The organism is Enterobacter sp. 725m/11, assembly GCF_011683705.1.
GTDB lineage: Bacteria > Pseudomonadota > Gammaproteobacteria > Enterobacterales > Enterobacteriaceae > Enterobacter > Enterobacter bugandensis.
In genome coordinates this window covers 1-16,332 of sequence record NZ_JAAQOK010000033.1, presented here as the reverse complement: position 1 = coordinate 16,332, position 16,332 = coordinate 1, and the positions used below count along the sequence as shown (strand labels likewise).

At 49.2% G+C, this 16,332-nt stretch carries 14 protein-coding genes; all 14 read left to right on the top strand.

Going from position 1 to position 16,332, the window contains the following annotated elements; all coding sequences use genetic code 11:
* The first annotated feature begins 1 nt into the window (after position 1).
* Positions 2-1,480 carry a colanic acid undecaprenyl disphosphate flippase WzxC gene (wzxC, locus tag HBA26_RS15105; RefSeq protein WP_044596701.1) on the top strand — a complete coding sequence of 493 codons (1,479 nt, stop codon included), beginning with the start codon at positions 2-4 and terminating at the stop codon, positions 1,478-1,480.
* 17 nt (positions 1,481-1,497) lie between these two features.
* Entirely contained in the window at positions 1,498-2,778 is a 1,281-nt protein-coding gene (gene wcaK / locus HBA26_RS15100) for a colanic acid biosynthesis pyruvyl transferase WcaK (protein WP_041909132.1), read from the top strand.
* Positions 2,775-3,995, top strand: a complete 1,221-nt coding sequence (wcaL, locus tag HBA26_RS15095; RefSeq protein WP_126345311.1) for a colanic acid biosynthesis glycosyltransferase WcaL — start codon at positions 2,775-2,777, stop codon at positions 3,993-3,995. Before wcaK ends, wcaL begins: the two co-directional genes overlap by 4 nt.
* A 12-nt stretch (positions 3,996-4,007) precedes the next feature.
* Positions 4,008-5,399, top strand: a complete 1,392-nt coding sequence (wcaM, locus tag HBA26_RS15090) for a colanic acid biosynthesis protein WcaM (protein WP_041909137.1) — start codon at positions 4,008-4,010, stop codon at positions 5,397-5,399.
* 176 nt (positions 5,400-5,575) lie between these two features.
* On the top strand, positions 5,576-6,472 hold the full coding sequence (gene galF / locus HBA26_RS15085; protein WP_048957548.1) for a GalU regulator GalF: 897 nt from the start codon (positions 5,576-5,578) through the stop codon (positions 6,470-6,472).
* Positions 6,473-6,847: 375 nt separating this feature from the next.
* Positions 6,848-7,798 carry an NAD-dependent epimerase/dehydratase family protein gene (locus HBA26_RS15080; RefSeq protein ID WP_080454789.1) on the top strand — a complete coding sequence of 317 codons (951 nt, stop codon included), beginning with the start codon at positions 6,848-6,850 and terminating at the stop codon, positions 7,796-7,798.
* A complete protein-coding gene (locus HBA26_RS15075) occupies positions 7,798-8,841 on the top strand; it encodes a glycosyltransferase family 4 protein (protein WP_063155004.1) in 1,044 nt (347 codons plus the stop codon). Before HBA26_RS15080 ends, HBA26_RS15075 begins: the two co-directional genes overlap by 1 nt.
* Positions 8,834-9,394: a sugar O-acyltransferase gene (locus tag HBA26_RS15070; protein WP_063155003.1), complete on the top strand. Its 561-nt coding sequence runs from the start codon at positions 8,834-8,836 to the stop codon at positions 9,392-9,394. Before HBA26_RS15075 ends, HBA26_RS15070 begins: the two co-directional genes overlap by 8 nt.
* A gap of 38 nt (positions 9,395-9,432) precedes the next feature.
* The gene (locus HBA26_RS15065) at positions 9,433-11,319 is read left to right on the top strand and encodes a nucleoside-diphosphate sugar epimerase/dehydratase (protein WP_126345310.1); all 1,887 of its coding nucleotides are present in this window, start codon (positions 9,433-9,435) and stop codon (positions 11,317-11,319) included.
* A gap of 102 nt (positions 11,320-11,421) precedes the next feature.
* Positions 11,422-12,507 carry a dTDP-glucose 4,6-dehydratase gene (rfbB, locus tag HBA26_RS15060; protein ID WP_045355505.1) on the top strand — a complete coding sequence of 362 codons (1,086 nt, stop codon included), beginning with the start codon at positions 11,422-11,424 and terminating at the stop codon, positions 12,505-12,507.
* Positions 12,507-13,406, top strand: coding sequence for a dTDP-4-dehydrorhamnose reductase (gene rfbD, locus HBA26_RS15055; protein WP_126345309.1), 900 nt, complete (start codon positions 12,507-12,509; stop codon positions 13,404-13,406). Before rfbB ends, rfbD begins: the two co-directional genes overlap by 1 nt.
* 52 nt (positions 13,407-13,458) lie before the next feature.
* Positions 13,459-14,337: a glucose-1-phosphate thymidylyltransferase RfbA gene (gene rfbA, locus HBA26_RS15050; RefSeq protein ID WP_047174557.1), complete on the top strand. Its 879-nt coding sequence runs from the start codon at positions 13,459-13,461 to the stop codon at positions 14,335-14,337.
* Between the two features lie 3 nt (positions 14,338-14,340).
* Positions 14,341-14,889 (top strand): dTDP-4-dehydrorhamnose 3,5-epimerase, encoded by a 549-nt coding sequence (gene rfbC, locus HBA26_RS15045; protein ID WP_041909150.1) that lies wholly within the window; start codon positions 14,341-14,343, stop codon positions 14,887-14,889.
* A 62-nt stretch (positions 14,890-14,951) separates the two neighbouring features.
* The gene (locus HBA26_RS15040) at positions 14,952-16,172 is read left to right on the top strand and encodes an oligosaccharide flippase family protein (protein ID WP_164558223.1); all 1,221 of its coding nucleotides are present in this window, start codon (positions 14,952-14,954) and stop codon (positions 16,170-16,172) included.
* Positions 16,173-16,332 lie beyond the last annotated feature (160 nt).

The window sequence follows — 16,332 nt, the reverse complement described above, 5'->3', positions numbered from 1 at the left end:
GATGAGCTTACGTGAAAAAACCATCAGCGGCGCCAAGTGGTCAGCGATGGCGACCATCGTCATCATTGGCCTCGGCCTGGTGCAGATGACGGTGCTGGCGCGCATTATCGATAACCACCAGTTCGGCCTGCTGACCGTCTCGCTGGTGATTATCGCGCTGGCCGACACGCTGTCTGACTTTGGTATCGCCAACTCGATTATCCAGCGCAAAGAGATCAGCCATCTTGAGCTGACCACGCTCTACTGGCTGAACGTCGGGCTGGGCATTTTCGTGTTTGTGCTGGTGTTCCTGCTGAGCGACACCATCGCCAGCGTGCTGCACAACCCGGATCTCGCCCCGCTGATGCGCACGCTGTCGTTTGCCTTTGTGGTGATCCCACACGGGCAGCAGTTCCGCGCTCTGATGCAAAAAGAGCTGGAGTTCAACAAGATCGGCATGATTGAAACCAGCGCGGTGCTGGCGGGCTTTACCTTTACCGTGGTGAGCGCCCATTTCTGGCCGCTGGCGATGACCGCCATCCTCGGTTACCTGGTTAACTCTGCCGTGCGTACGCTGCTGTTCGGCTACTTTGGCCGCAAGATTTATCGTCCGGGGCTGCACTTCTCTCTCGCGTCCGTCTCGTCCAACCTGCGCTTTGGCGCGTGGCTGACGGCGGACAGCATTATTAACTATGTGAATACCAACCTCTCGACGCTGGTGCTGGCGCGCATCCTGGGCGCGAGCGTGGCGGGGGGCTACAACCTGGCCTATAACGTTGCGGTTGTTCCTCCTATGAAGCTGAACCCCATTATCACCCGCGTGCTGTTCCCGGCGTTCGCCAAGATTCAGGACGACACCGAGAAGCTGCGCGTCAACTTCTACAAGCTGCTTTCCGTGGTGGGGATTATCAACTTCCCGGTGCTGCTGGGGCTGATGGTGGTTTCCAGCAACTTCGTGCCGCTGGTGTTTGGCGAGAAGTGGAACGGCATTATCCCGATCCTGCAGCTGTTGTGCGTGGTGGGGCTGCTGCGCTCCGTGGGCAATCCGATTGGTTCTCTGCTGATGGCGAAGGCGCGCGTGGATATCAGCTTTAAGTTCAACGTGTTCAAAACCTTCTTGTTTATTCCGGCGATTATCGTCGGCGGGCATATGGCGGGCGCCATCGGCGTCACGCTGGGCTTCCTGCTGGTGCAGATCGTCAATACCGTTCTGAGCTACTTCATCATGATCAAACCGGTGCTGGGCTCCAGCTACCGTCAGTACATCCTGAGCCTGTGGCTGCCGTTCTATCTCTCATTGCCGACCCTGGCGGTGAGCTACGGTCTGGGCATTATCCTCAGCGGGCATCTGCCGCTGGCCGCGCTGCTGGCGGTGCAGGTTGCCGCAGGCGCGCTGGCGTTTGGCGTGATGATTGTGCTGTCGCGCAACGCGCTGGTGGTAGAGATGAAGCGCCAGTTTTGCCGTAACGAAAAAATGAAAACGCTGCTTCGCGCAGGCTAGTTCTTTAAGAGGCCATTATGAAATTATTAATTCTTGGCAACCATACCTGCGGCAACCGTGGCGACAGCGCCATCCTGCGCGGTTTACTGGATGCAATTAACACCCTTAAGCCTGAGACTGAAGTGGACGTGATGAGCCGTTATCCGGTCAGCTCATCCTGGTTACTGAACCGCCCGGTAATGGGCGACCCGCTTTACAGCCAGATGAAACAGCACAATAACGCCGCGGGCGTGATGGGGCGCGTGAAGAAAGTGCTGCGCCGTCGCTACCAGCATCAGGTGCTGCTTTCCCGCGTCACCGACACCGGCAGGCTGCGCAACATCGCGATCGCGCAGGGATTTACGGACTTCGTGCGTCTGCTTTCCGGCTATGACGCCATTATTCAGGTCGGCGGCTCGTTCTTCGTCGATCTTTACGGCGTGCCGCAGTTTGAGCATGCGCTGTGCACGTTCATGGCGAAAAAGCCGCTGTTTATGATCGGCCACAGCGTCGGGCCGTTCCAGGATCCGCAATTTAACCAACTGGCAAATTATGTGTTTGGCCACTGCGACGCGCTGATCCTGCGTGAATCGGTCAGCCTCGACATGATGAAGCGTAGCGAAATTGACACCTCTAAAGTAGAACACGGCGTGGATACCGCCTGGCTGGTGGATCACCAGGACGATAACTTCCAGCCGAGCTACGCGGTGCAGCACTGGCTCGACGTGACGGCGAAACAGAAGACCGTTGCGATTACCCTGCGTGAACTCGCCCCGTTCGATAAGCGTCTTGGCACCACCCAGGCAGCCTATGAGAAAGCGTTTGCCGACGTGGTGAATCGCGTGCTGGACAGCGGTTACCAGGTGCTGGCGCTCTCAACCTGTACCGGCATCGACAGCTACAACAAAGATGACCGCATGGTGGCGCTGAACCTGCGCAATCTGGTGAACGACCCGTCCCGCTACCACGTGGTGATGGACGAGCTGAACGACCTGGAGATGGGCAAACTGCTTGCAGCCTGCGACCTGACCGTGGGTACCCGTCTGCACTCGGCAATTATCTCCATGAACTTTGGCACGCCGGCCATCGCCATTAACTATGAGCACAAGTCCGCCGGGATTATGCAGCAGCTTGGTATGCCGGAAATGGCCGTGGATATTCGTCATCTGCTGGACGGATCGCTCGGTGCAATGGTGGGGGACACCCTGGGTCAACTGCCTGCGATCAATGAACGCCTGGCGGTGGCGGTGAAAGCCGAGCGCGAGAAGGGCATTGGGATGGTGAAATCGGTACTTGACCGCGTGCGGGAGGGGAAATGAAGGTTGGTTTCTTCTTGCTGAAATTTCCGCTGTCTTCTGAGACCTTTGTACTGAACCAAATTACCGCGTTTATCGATATGGGATATGACGTGGAGATCGTTGCCCTGCAAAAGGGCGACACCAAAAATACCCATGCGGCGTATGCCCAGTATGGGCTGGAGGCGAAGACCCGCTGGCTGCAGGACGAACCGGCCGGGAAGCTGAGCAAGCTACGCTACCGGGCCAGCCAGACGTTACGCGGGATCCACCGCGCGTCGACGTGGCGCGCGCTGAACGTTTCCCGCTATGGATCGGAATCTCGCAATTTAATTCTGTCGGCCATCTGCGGGCAAACGGCGCAGCCGTATCGTGCCGACGTGTTTATCGCCCACTTTGGCCCGGCGGGGGTCACCGCCGCGAAACTGCGTGAGCTTGGCGTAATTGACGGCAAAATTGCGACCATCTTCCACGGTATCGACATTTCCAGCCGCGAGGTGCTGAACCACTACACGCCGGAGTATCAGGCGCTTTTCCACCGCGGCGACATGATGCTGCCCATCAGCGACCTGTGGGCCGGACGACTGAAAAGCATGGGCTGTCCGGGGGAGAAAATTGCCGTGTCGCGTATGGGCGTGGATTTAACGCGCTTCACTCGCCGCCCGATTAAGGTGCCGGGAAAACCGCTGCAGATCATCTCCGTAGCCCGTCTGACCGAGAAGAAAGGTCTGCACGTGGCCATCGAAGCCTGCCGACAGCTGAAGGCGCGCGGGGTGGCGTTCCACTATCGCATTCTCGGCATTGGCCCGTGGGAACGTCGTCTGCGCACGCTTATCGAACAGTATCAGCTGGACGATGTCGTCGAGATGCCGGGCTTCAAGCCGAGCCATGAGGTCAAGGCCATGCTCGATGAGGCGGACGTGTTCCTGCTGCCTTCGGTAACGGGCGCCGATGGCGATATGGAAGGCATTCCGGTGGCGCTGATGGAGGCGATGGCCGTTGGGATCCCGGTGGTATCGACGCTGCACAGCGGGATCCCGGAGCTGATCAAATCTGATCATTCCGGCTGGCTGGTACCGGAGAATAACGCGATGGCTCTTGCGGATCGATTGGCTGCCTTCAGCGACATCGACCAGCAGGCGCTGGAGCCTGTGCTCCAGAATGCCCGACAAAAAGTTGAAACCGATTTTAACCAGCAGGTAATCAATCGCCAGTTAGCGAGCCTGCTGCAAACGCTGTAACGCCGAGGTTGTATGCTGAAAAAGATTACCCGACGCACCTTTGTCTCTTCTCTGTCTGTTCTGGCGGCCTCGCCGCTGCTGTCGTCCCGCATGGCGCGGGCGGCAAGCGGAAAGACGGTCTCCATTAATCAGTACAATAACAACGACTGGATCGCCGCTTTTAAGCAGGCGTTTAAGGACGGTGACACCGTCGTTGTCCCGGCCGGACTTACCTGCGAAAACATCAATACGGGCATTTTCATTCCCGACGGTAAAACGCTGCTGATCCGCGGAGCGTTGACCGGCAACGGACGTGGGCGTTTTGTGCTGCAGGAAGGCTGCAAAGTGATCGGTGAAGGCAGCGGGCGCACGGAGAACATCACGCTCGACGTTCGCGGCTCGGACTGCGCGATCAAAGGGCTGGCGATGAGCGGGTTTGGGCCGGTGACGCAGATTTACATTGGTGGCAAGAAACCTCGCGTGATGCGCAATCTGGTGATTGATAACATCAGCGTGAGCCAGGCTAACTACGCCATCCTGCGCCAGGGCTTTCACAATCAGGTTGATGGCGCCCGGATCACCAACAGCAAATTCAGCCATCTGCAGGGCGATGCGATCGAGTGGAACGTTGCCATCAATGACCGCAATATTCTGATCTCCGATCATGTGATCGATAACATCAACTGCACCAACGGCAAGATCAACTGGGGCATCGGCATCGGCCTCGCCGGCAGCACCTACGATAACGACTACCCGGAAAAGCAAACCGTGAAGAACTTCGTGGTGGCAAATATCACCGGCAGCAACTGTCGCCAACTGGTGCACGTTGAGAACGGGAAACACTTTGTTATCCGCAATATAAAGGCCAAAAATATTACCCCCGATTTCAGTAAGAAGGCGGGTATAGACAACGCAACGGTCGCCATTTATGGCTGTGATAATTTCATTATTGATAATGTCGACATGGTCAATAGTGCCGGAATGTTAATCGGCTATGGCGTTATTAAAGGCGATTATTTGTCCATACCCCAGAACTTCAAGCTCAACAATATTCACCTCGATAATCGCCAGCTAGCGTATAAGCTGCGCGGAATTCAAATTTCATCCGGTAATGCGACCTCCTTTGTCGCGATCACCAACGTGGAGATGAAGCGGGCGACGCTTGAGCTGCACAATAAGCCGCAGCATCTTTTCTTACGTAATATCAACGTGATGCAGGAGGCAGCTATTGGCCCCGCGCTGAAGATCAACTTCGACCTGCGTAAAGATGTGCGGGGTAAATTTATGGCCAAAGACGAAACCTTGCTGTCGCTGGCGAACATTAAAGCGGTGAATGAGAAGGGGCAGAGTTCGGTGGATATTGACCGGGTGGATCAGCAGGTAGTGAATGTGGAAAGGCTGAATTTTGCGCTTCCGCACAGATAATCGACAACTTTCTTTTTTGAGACTATTCCTGGCACAGAAGTGTGATCTATTCAGATTACAACTACAGAAATTTGTGGGGCTAAGGCGTAACATTGTCAAAGGATTACGGCAAATCATGCTGGCGAAAACATGTTTAAGAGCTATAATTCGTCAACCATTTTAAGGTGGAAGAAATAATGATTAATTTGAAAGCAGTCATTCCGGTAGCAGGCTTGGGCATGCATATGCTGCCAGCCACTAAAGCAATCCCTAAAGAGATGCTGCCGATCGTCGACAAACCGATGATTCAATACATCGTCGACGAGATTGTTGCTGCAGGGATCAAAGAAATCGTCCTGGTTACGCATTCTTCTAAGAATGCCGTAGAAAACCACTTCGACACCTCTTACGAACTCGAAGCGTTGCTTGAGCAGCGCGTTAAGCGCCAGCTGCTGGCGGAAGTGCAGTCAATCTGCCCGCCAGGCGTAACCATTATGAACGTGCGTCAGGCACAGCCGCTGGGTCTGGGTCACTCGATTTTGTGTGCCCGTCCGGTAGTGGGTGATAACCCATTCATCGTTGTTCTTCCGGACATCATTATCGATACCGCTTCAGCCGATCCGCTGCGTTACAACCTGGCGGCAATGGTGGCGCGTTTCAATGAAACGGGCCGTAGTCAGGTGCTGGCGAAACGCATGAAGGGCGATCTCTCCGAGTACTCCGTTATCCAGACAAAAGAAGCGCTGGAGACGGAAGGGCAGGTGAGCCGCATCGTTGAGTTCATCGAAAAACCCGATCAGCCGCAGACGCTGGATTCGGATCTGATGGCGGTTGGCCGTTATGTCCTGAATGCCGATATCTGGGCGGAGCTGGAAAAAACTGAGCCAGGCGCCTGGGATCGTATCCAGTTGACCGATGCAATTGCAGCACTGGCGAAAAAACAGTCCGTTGACGCGATGCTGATGACAGGTGACAGCTACGACTGCGGTAAGAAGCTGGGATACATGCAGGCGTTTGTGAACTATGGACTGCGCAACCTGAAGGAAGGGGCGAAGTTCAGAAACCGGATTGAAAAGCTGTTGGCTAACGACTGATATTCATTCCGCGTCCATAACAAACGGCAGTTATCATTTTTGGTGTTGAGACATAACCAAAATGATAACTGCCGTTTTTTGTTATTAATTTTAATGATTACATAGGGTTATCTGATTCAAATCTCAGCAGCTTTGTAGCGATTTGTGCTTGTTTCTCTGGTCGTTTAGGACGACAATTAACGCCAGTTTTTGTCTGTAACCAGACAAGCAAAATCATTAATCAAACATCGCTCAGTGCACTGGTAGCTGTTAAGCCAGGGGCGGTAGCGTGCCTGGCATTTACAATTGAATTTTAAACGAACAGTTGTGAACGAGACAGTCTCACGCAAATCTGCACTACGTGCGGGCGTAAATATCAGATTGAGCGGATAGGGGATGTCAATGAAAGTAATGGTGACGGGCGGGACCGGGTTTCTTGGAACTGCTTTAGTCCAGGCGTTGAAGTCATCAGGACACGAGGTGATATTAACAACGCGCAAGCAGGAGAACCCTGAACAGGGCATTTACAACCTGGGTGATATCTCAGCAAATACCAACTGGTTAAATCTCCTGCAAGGATGCGACACTGTCATTCATACCGCAGGAAGGGCGCATATCCTTAATGATGATGCTCAGGACGCTTTAGCGGAATTTCGCCGTGTCAATCACGACGCAACGATGAAATTAGCGAGCGATGCTGCGACCAGCGGAGTTAAACATTTTATCTTTGTAAGCTCAATCGGCGTTAACGGTAATGCCACCTCAGGGATCCCATTTACTGAGGCCTCGGAACCACAACCCACTTCTGATTACGCTATTTCCAAGCGAGAAGCCGAGCAGAGCCTGCTTAATCAATTTGCAGAAAGCGATATGGCGATCACCATTGTTCGCCCGGCGTTGATTTGTGGTGAAAATGCACCGGGTAATATACAGCGCCTTTTAAAACTGGTTTCTAAAAACCTACCGTTGCCCTTTAAAAATGTCAGGAACAAGCGAGCGCTGGTGTCTCTGGATAATGTCGTCAGTTTCATCAGCGAATGCGTGGTAAATGAGAAATCTAAAAATCAACTCTATTTACTGGCCGATGCAGAACGTCCTTCAACCGAAGATATGATTAATGCCTTTGCCTCAGGAATGGGCATTAAAGCGAAACTGGTCTCATTTCCAACGGGTATCTTCAGGTTATTGCTTTCTTCAGTTGGTAAACGAGGTATTTACGATCAGCTGTTTGGCGATCTGGAAGTCGATGCCTCTAAATCCCGGGAACATTTAAACTGGACGCCCCCGATAACGCTTTTTGAAACAATGAAAAAAACGGCGAAATATTATATCGAAGGTAATAAATAATGATGAGTTTTGGGATTTTGATATTCGCTTTTTTAGTATCATGCGCGCTGACCTGGGGGCTACGCGGTTATGCCATTAAGCATAACGTTATTGACCGTCCAAACCAGCGAAGTTCGCATTCGGTACCAACCCCACGAGGGGGGGGGGTGGCTATCGTTCTGACGCTCCTGGCGGCGTTAGTCTGGTTTTATTTCAGCCGCGCGCTGACGCTGGATAGCTTCCTGGGGTTATTTATTCCAGGATTGATTGTTGCCATCATCGGTTTCCTTGACGATCACGGCCATATCGCGGCACGCTGGCGTCTGTTGATGCATTTCCTGGCGGCAGCAATCGGCATCTACTTCTTAGGTTCTTTCCCTGTCATTACGCTGTTTGGTTATGACGTTTCCTTATCCTGGGTGGGTATGATTCTGGGCTGCGTTTATCTGGTCTGGATGCTTAACTTATATAATTTTATGGATGGGATTAATGGCTTAGCGAGCTCGCAGGCCATCACTTTTGCCGCATGTAGTGCGGTATTGATCGTTATCAACCAATATTCAGACGCACCAGGCAATCTTTATCCTCTCACGCTTGCCCTTATTGGTGCCGGAGCCGGCTTTCTTGTCTGGAACTTCCCGGTCGCGAAAATCTTCATGGGTGATGCCGGAAGTGGTTTTCTTGGGATAACAATCGGACTGATGATCCTGCATATTGCGAAAGTAGACTCGCACTTCTTTATTGCAGAATTATGCCTGCTGGGCGTTTTTATCGTCGATGCCACGACAACGTTATTGAGGAGGCTCGTAGCAGGTAAAAAGGTCTATGAAGCACATGCCAGCCATGGCTACCAAATCCTCGCAAGAAAATATGGCAGCCACGTCCCGGTGACATCATTGGCAATTGCCGTCAATCTGCTGTGGCTTTTCCCCTTCGCCTTTTTTATTGCCTCAGGCAAAATTGATGGTGTTGTGGGGCTGCTCATCGCCTGGTTCCCGCTTCTCGTTGTTGCGCTGAAATGTGGTGCAGGCGTTAAAGACAAAGAGAGCAACGTCAATGCATGACTTATTGATTTTGGGCGCAGGTGGTCATGGTCGTACGCTGTACGAGACAGCGAGACTGCTGGGATATAAGGATATCGTTTTCCTCGACGATAATACCTCTGCTTGCCAGGAAATTAACCAGCTGATTATCGGAAAAATTTCCGAACTACAGTTACATATCGGTAAGGTCAGTCATGTCGCTATTGGCATCGGAAACAATAAAGTCAGAGGGCAGCTCTATCAGCAACTGCTCGACTTAGGTATTCATCCTGTAACGCTTATACATCCCTTTGCATTTGTCAGTCCATCGGCGACCCTTGCTGAGGGAACTGTTGTGTTAGCGGGAGCTGTAGTGGGTGCCAACGCAAAATTAGGTTTGGCGACGATTGTGAATAGCCACTCGACCATAGATCACGATTCCATTCTTGGTGATTTCGCTCATTTAGGTGTCGGTGTCCATCTTGCGGGCAGCGCTGTGATTGGGAAATCAGCGTTTCTCCAGGCGGGGACAGTGGGCGGTTATAATACTAAAGTAGACGATTACTCAGTGTGTCCTGCTGGTACTATTTTATAAACTGAATGCAAGCTTTAGTGAGGCGACCAGTTTTTAGTATGCTAAATTATTTAATATCTTTACCCAGACCAATTAAGCGAATTATTACTCTCTTTATAGATGTTATACTGCTCTTATGCGCTTTTTGGTTTGCATTTTGGGTGCGTATTGATTCAATGACTCCGATATATAGCACGGAACATTGGCTTTTTATTTTCTCAATAATTTCAGTTACTCTGGCAATATTTGTTAAGTTAGGGCTGTATCGGGCCGTAATCCGTTATATTACTGCCAAGATATTATTGGTCGTAACGATGGGGATGGTCATATCGTCCATTTTGCTTATTATCGCAGCGTTCTATACCAACCTCTATTTGCCGAGAACGATTCCGTTTATCTATTTCTCATTCGGCCTGCTGCTTGTTGCCGGATCACGGCTTGGAATGAGGATGTTGGTGAATCGTGGGTTGAATCTGGGCACCCGGGTAGTTATTTATGGTGCAGGTGCATCGGGTCGTCAATTACTGCCTGCGCTGAGCCAAATGGACGAATATTACCCCGTTGCTTTTGTCGACGATAATCGCGCCCTGCAAGGTCAGGTGATTCACGGGGTAAGCGTCTTCGCACCAGAAAAACTGCCCTGGCTGGTTGAGAAATACGAAGCGAAGAAAATTCTGCTGGCCATGCCAAGCGCAAGCCGGGCCAGAAAAAACGAAGTCATTAAAACCCTTGAAGGTCTGCCGTGTGAAGTGCTCTCCATCCCGGGAATGGTCGATCTGGTGGAGGGGAAGGCAAGTATTGATTCCTTGCGCAAAGTCGTTATTACAGACCTGCTGGGCCGCGATCCTGTCTCACCCATTCCGGAACTGATATCCCGTAATATCAACGGGAAAACAGTGATGGTTACCGGGGCAGGGGGGTCTATAGGGTCTGAACTTTGCCGACAGATAATTAAAAATAAGCCAAACCAGCTTATTCTGTTCGAATTGTCTGAGTTCTCCCTCTATTCCATTGATTCTGAACTGCGTAACCTGAATCTGGGTCAGGATTTTAAGGTTAAAATCTATCCAATCCTCGGAAACGTTCAGGATAAAGAGCATCTCGAAAGGTTAATCAGAGCATTCAACGTCGACACAATTTATCATGCTGCGGCGTACAAGCATGTACCGCTTGTCGAGTTCAACGTACTTGATGGCGTGCGCAATAATATCTTTGGTACGTTGAGCTGCGCTCAGGCTGCGGCAAGTTGCGGTGTTGAAAACTTTGTCTTGATTTCGACTGATAAAGCCGTTCGCCCTACCAACACCATGGGGGCGACCAAGCGCATGGCGGAGTTGGTGCTGCAAGCGCTGGCGAAGGAATCCAGTAAAACCTGCTTCAGTATGGTTCGTTTCGGCAACGTGTTAGGCTCATCAGGCTCAGTTGTGCCGTTATTTGAAAAACAGATTGCTGCAGGTGGACCGGTGACGCTGACTCACGAAGATATCACGCGTTACTTTATGACTATTCCTGAAGCGGCTCAATTGGTTATCCAGGCGGGAGCCATGGGCACGGGCGGCGATGTTTTTGTTCTGGATATGGGGGAACCCGTCAAGATCATCGACCTTGCGCACCGCATGATTACGTTGCAAGGGCTTACCGTTCGCGATGATAAAAACCCTTATGGTGATATCGCGATAAAAACAACGGGTCTGCGGCCTGGTGAGAAACTGTATGAAGAGTTGCTTATCGGCGACAATGTATCCATTACGCAGCACCCGCGTATCAGGACTGCTAACGAGGTGATGTTGCCGTGGAGTGAGATGAGCATTATCCTCGGTGACCTCGACAACGCCTGCTGTCAGTTCGACTACGAACGCGTGCGAGAGATACTTTTACAGGCACCTGCAGCATTTAATCCAACCGACGGTATCTGCGATTTACTTTGGAATGTAAAGGTAAGTTAAAATAGCAGATTGTCAGTTTCTCCGCCTTGGAAGCTTATCAATAGTTACCTGGGCGACAGCAACTAATTAATTGTTTCTGATAACATTAAGAGCGAAATAAACGTGAAAATTCTGGTCACTGGTGGAGCAGGCTTTATTGGGTCTGCGGTGGTACGACACATTATTAATGATACGCAAGATTCTGTTATTAACGTCGATAAACTGACTTATGCAGGGAATCTTGAATCGCTGGCCGAAGTCTCGCACAGCGAACGCTATCATTTTGAACATGCCGATATCTGCGACAGCAATGCCATGGCGCGTATTTTTGCAGAGCACCAGCCGGATGCGGTGATGCACCTGGCCGCCGAAAGCCACGTTGATCGCTCGATCACCGGCCCGGCAGCCTTTATTGAGACTAACATTGTTGGTACCTATGTACTGCTGGAAGCAAGCCGCCAATACTGGTCAGCGTTAGATGCTGATAAAAAAGCGTCTTTCCGTTTCCACCATATCTCAACAGATGAAGTCTATGGCGATCTTCCGCATCCGGATGAAATGGCCAAGGGAGCTGAACTGCCGCTGTTTACTGAAAAAACGGCCTATGCCCCAAGCAGTCCCTATTCTGCTTCTAAAGCATCCAGCGATCATTTGGTCCGTGCCTGGCTGCGTACCTATGGTTTCCCTACCATTGTGACTAACTGTTCTAACAATTACGGTCCATATCACTTCCCGGAAAAACTTATCCCGCTGGTCATTCTCAATGCGTTGGAGGGTAAAGCCCTGCCTGTTTACGGTAAAGGAGACCAAATCCGCGACTGGCTGTACGTAGAAGATCACGCCCGTGCGTTATACACCGTGGTAACCCAGGGCAAGATTGGCGAAACCTATAACATCGGCGGCCACAATGAGAAGCAGAATCTTGATGTGGTAAATACCATCTGCTCATTGCTGGATGAAATCGTGCCGAAGGAAGGTTCCTATCGTGACCAGATAACGTATGTGGCTGACCGCCCGGGTCACGATCGCCGCTACGCGATTGATGCAGAGAAAATTGGTCAGGAGTTGGGCTGGAAGCCTCAGGAAACTTTCGAAAGTGGCATTCGTAAAACCGTAGAATGGTACCTGGCGAACACAAAATGGGTAGAGAACGTGAAAAGCGGCAGCTACAAGTCCTGGATTGAAGAAAACTATGGAGATCGCGCCTGATGAATATTCTTCTGTTCGGTAAAACCGGTCAGGTGGGTTGGGAGCTACAGCGTGCTCTGGCACCGCTGGGCAATTTGATTGCGGTTGACGTCCATTCGCAGGAGTATTGCGGTGATTTCAGCAACCCTGAAGGCATTGCAGAAACGGTGCGCCGCATTAAGCCTGATGTCATCGTCAACGCGGCTGCGCATACCGCCGTCGATAAGGCCGAGTCAGAACCTGAATTTGCTCAGCTGCTGAATGCCACGAGTGTCGAGGCGATTGCCAAAGAGGCCCAAATATTGGGAGCCTGGGTTGTTCACTACTCTACTGATTACGTATTCCCGGGTAATGGCGATACGCCGTGGCTTGAGACGGACGCCACAGCGCCGCTTAATGTGTATGGCGAGACCAAACTTGCGGGTGAAAAAGCCTTAAGTGAAAATTGCTCACGCCATTTGATCTTCCGGACTAGCTGGGTTTATGCCGGTAAAGGGAATAATTTTGCGCGTACCATGCTGCGACTGGCAAAAGAGCGTTCTGAGCTGTCTGTTATTAACGACCAATTCGGGGCCCCTACGGGTGCTGAATTATTAGCAGACTGTACGGCTCATGCTATTCGGGTTGCCCTGAATAAACCTGAAGTGGCAGGGACTTATCATCTGGTTGCCAGTGGTACAACAACCTGGTACGACTATGCCTCTCTGGTATTTGATGAAGCGCGCAAAGCAGGAATTGAACTGGCATTAAAGCAACTTCATGGCGTGCCGACCAGTGCGTACCCTACGCCTGCAAAACGTCCGGCAAACTCGCGCCTCAATACGTTAAAGTTCCAGCAGAATTTCAACCTCGTACTGCCTCAGTGGGACGTGGGGGTTAAGCGTATGCTGACTGAGTGGTTTACAGCGACAGCGATTTAATAATGATCGGGATGCCTGGGAGTGGGCATCTTATGACTATAGAGATGATGAAATGAAAACGCGTAAAGGTATTATTCTGGCGGGTGGCTCTGGTACTCGTCTGTATCCAGTGACAATGGCTGTTAGTAAACAATTATTGCCTATTTATGATAAGCCGATGATTTACTATCCGCTTTCAACGCTAATGCTGGCTGGTATTCGAGATATTTTAATTATTAGTACTCCGCAGGATACACCGCGTTTTGAACAACTTCTGGGTGATGGAAGCCAGTGGGGGCTGAATCTGCAATATAAAATCCAGCCAAGCCCGGATGGTCTGGCGCAGGCTTTCATTATTGGCGAAGAATTCATTGGTAACGATGATTGCGCCCTGGTGTTGGGGGATAACATTTTCTATGGTCACGACCTTCCTAAATTGATGGATGCAGCGGTTAATAAAGAAAATGGTGCAACGGTTTTTGCCTATCACGTGAACGATCCTGAGCGTTACGGTGTTGTCGAGTTTGATAAAAATGGTACCGCCATCAGCCTCGAAGAAAAACCGCTGGAACCGAAGAGTAATTATGCAGTGACGGGACTCTATTTCTACGATAACAGTGTCGTTGAGATGGCGAAGAATTTAAAACCGTCAGCACGTGGTGAACTGGAAATCACGGATATTAACCGTATTTACATGGAGCAAGGAAAGCTTTCCGTGGCTATGATGGGCCGTGGCTTTGCCTGGCTTGATACAGGGACTCACCAGAGCCTGATTGAAGCGAGTAACTTCATTGCAACTATTGAAGAGCGTCAGGGGCTGAAAGTGGCTTGTCCTGAAGAAATTGCTTACCGCAAAGGATTTATTGATGATGAGCAGGTTAAAAAACTCGCTGCTCCGTTGTCAAAAAACCAATACGGACAATATTTACTGAAAATGATCAAAGGTTATTAATTAATGAATATCATTAAAACAGAAATACCCGATGTGCTAATTTTTGAGCCGAAAGTTTTTGGTGATGATCGTGGTTTCTTTATGGAAAGTTTCAATCAGCGAATTTTCAACGAAGCCGTTGGTAAAGAAGTGAATTTTATTCAGGATAATCACTCTAAATCCAGCAAAAATGTACTTCGTGGTTTGCACTACCAACTACAGCCCTATGCTCAAGGTAAATTAGTCCGTTGTGTCGTCGGTGAAGTTTTCGATGTCGCTGTCGATATTCGTAAAGACTCACCCTATTATGGGAAATGGGTTGGCGTACATTTATCTGCAGAAAATAAAAAACAATTATGGATCCCTGAGGGATTTGCTCATGGATTTTATGTTCTGAGCGATACAGCAGAATTTGTGTATAAAACAACTAATTATTATTCTCCTGAACATGAGCGTTCAATCTTATGGTCAGACAGCGAACTGAACATTGCATGGCCTGTCAGCCACGATTGTTCACCGAGTTTGTCTTCGAAAGATCTTGCTGGTAAAGCTTTTAAAGATTCAGACTATTAATTTCTACTCAGGCCTGTAAATAGCATACAGGCTTTTTTCACATTACTGAGTGTATCATACCAGTGAAAAAAAACATTATACTGCTATTTTTTGTTCAGGCTTCAAACTATTTATTCCCTTTGTTAACCCTCCCATATTTAATGCGAGTGTTAGGAGCCGAAAATTTTGGAATTGTAGCTATGGTCCAGGCGTGGCTACAATACATTATAATTTTTGTTGATTATGGCTTTAACTTTAGTGCGACGTTACTGGTTTCAGTTAATAAGAATAATCAATCCAAAATTGATTCTATTTATACAGCAGTAACTGCTGCTAAGTTAGCGTTATTACTGATAGTTTCATGTATTTTTGCTTTATATGTAATTATTAATGGTACGAGTATATACTCTTATCTGATCCTGTTAGGGATGATATCCGTAATAGGTACAGTTTTATTCCCTGTATGGTTATTTCAAGGGATTGAAAAAATGCAGGGTATTGCAATATGTACAACCATTGCAAAATTCGTCTCCCTTATTCTTATTTTCCTTTTAGTAAAAACGCCTGAAGATATGAATATGGCCGTTATAAGCCAATCATCAGGGATGTTTATCTCAGGTATTTTGGCTTGTTTCTTTATAAAAAAACAAAAATTGGCCAAATTTACAAGAGTTTCAATAAAAGAAATCTATTCGGTTTTATCTAAGGGATTTGACCTTTTTGTATCTAATATAACTATAAGTTTTTATACGACTTTAAATATATTAATTATAGGATATTTTGGTGGCCCGACGCTGGCAGGTTATTTCTCAGCAGCAGATAAAATCCGAACTGCAGCGCAAGGTTTGATGAGTCCTGTTCAGCAAGCGATGTTCCCAAGAGTCAGTTCATTGATTAGTGAAGGAAAAACACTCAATGAAATCTGGTACTTGTATGGTAAGAAGTTTATTGCGTTCGGATTGTTAATATCGGTCGCAATGGCTGTCATAGGATACCCTGTATCACTTTATTATTACAGTGAAGAATATCGAATATCGTCGATGATATTGTTGATGATGTCTCCTTTGCCATTTATCGTTTCAGTGGGCGTTGTATATGGACAATGGTGGTTAATACCTAATCATTTCACAAAAGTTGTCAGGAAAACATATCTTGCTGTGAGTTTTATGCATATTATAGTTTCTATACTATTAATGCATCTGACTCCAACATATGGCGTGACAATTAGCGTGATTATTACAGAAATAATTGTTTCGGCTATTTTTGTCCTTGTGAGTTTTAATAGCGAAAAGAATTCAAGATGATTAAACGAAGACCTAGAAATCCATCTTTTTATTTATGCCTGTATGTTGTCTTTGCATTAGTATTATGGGTTTCACAAAGTAGCCTCTACATCACATTTGATTCTGGTTTGATGATCCTAATTGCTGTCTCTTATACACATCTGACGCTGCCGACGACGGA

Bases quoted from the DNA above. Each gene is read 5' to 3' on its own strand.
- wzxC (WP_044596701.1), top strand. From the start codon at position 2: ATGAGCTTACGTGAAAAAACCATCAGCGGCGCCAAGTGGTCAGCGATG.
- wcaK (WP_041909132.1), top strand. From the start codon at position 1,498: ATGAAATTATTAATTCTTGGCAACCATACCTGCGGCAACCGTGGCGAC.
- wcaL (WP_126345311.1), top strand. From the start codon at position 2,775: ATGAAGGTTGGTTTCTTCTTGCTGAAATTTCCGCTGTCTTCTGAGACC.
- wcaM (WP_041909137.1), top strand. From the start codon at position 4,008: ATGCTGAAAAAGATTACCCGACGCACCTTTGTCTCTTCTCTGTCTGTT.
- galF (WP_048957548.1), top strand. From the start codon at position 5,576: ATGATTAATTTGAAAGCAGTCATTCCGGTAGCAGGCTTGGGCATGCAT.
- HBA26_RS15080 (WP_080454789.1), top strand. From the start codon at position 6,848: ATGTCAATGAAAGTAATGGTGACGGGCGGGACCGGGTTTCTTGGAACT.
- HBA26_RS15075 (WP_063155004.1), top strand. From the start codon at position 7,798: ATGATGAGTTTTGGGATTTTGATATTCGCTTTTTTAGTATCATGCGCG.
- HBA26_RS15070 (WP_063155003.1), top strand. From the start codon at position 8,834: ATGCATGACTTATTGATTTTGGGCGCAGGTGGTCATGGTCGTACGCTG.
- HBA26_RS15065 (WP_126345310.1), top strand. From the start codon at position 9,433: ATGCTAAATTATTTAATATCTTTACCCAGACCAATTAAGCGAATTATT.
- rfbD (WP_126345309.1), top strand. From the start codon at position 12,507: ATGAATATTCTTCTGTTCGGTAAAACCGGTCAGGTGGGTTGGGAGCTA.
- rfbA (WP_047174557.1), top strand. From the start codon at position 13,459: ATGAAAACGCGTAAAGGTATTATTCTGGCGGGTGGCTCTGGTACTCGT.
- rfbC (WP_041909150.1), top strand. From the start codon at position 14,341: ATGAATATCATTAAAACAGAAATACCCGATGTGCTAATTTTTGAGCCG.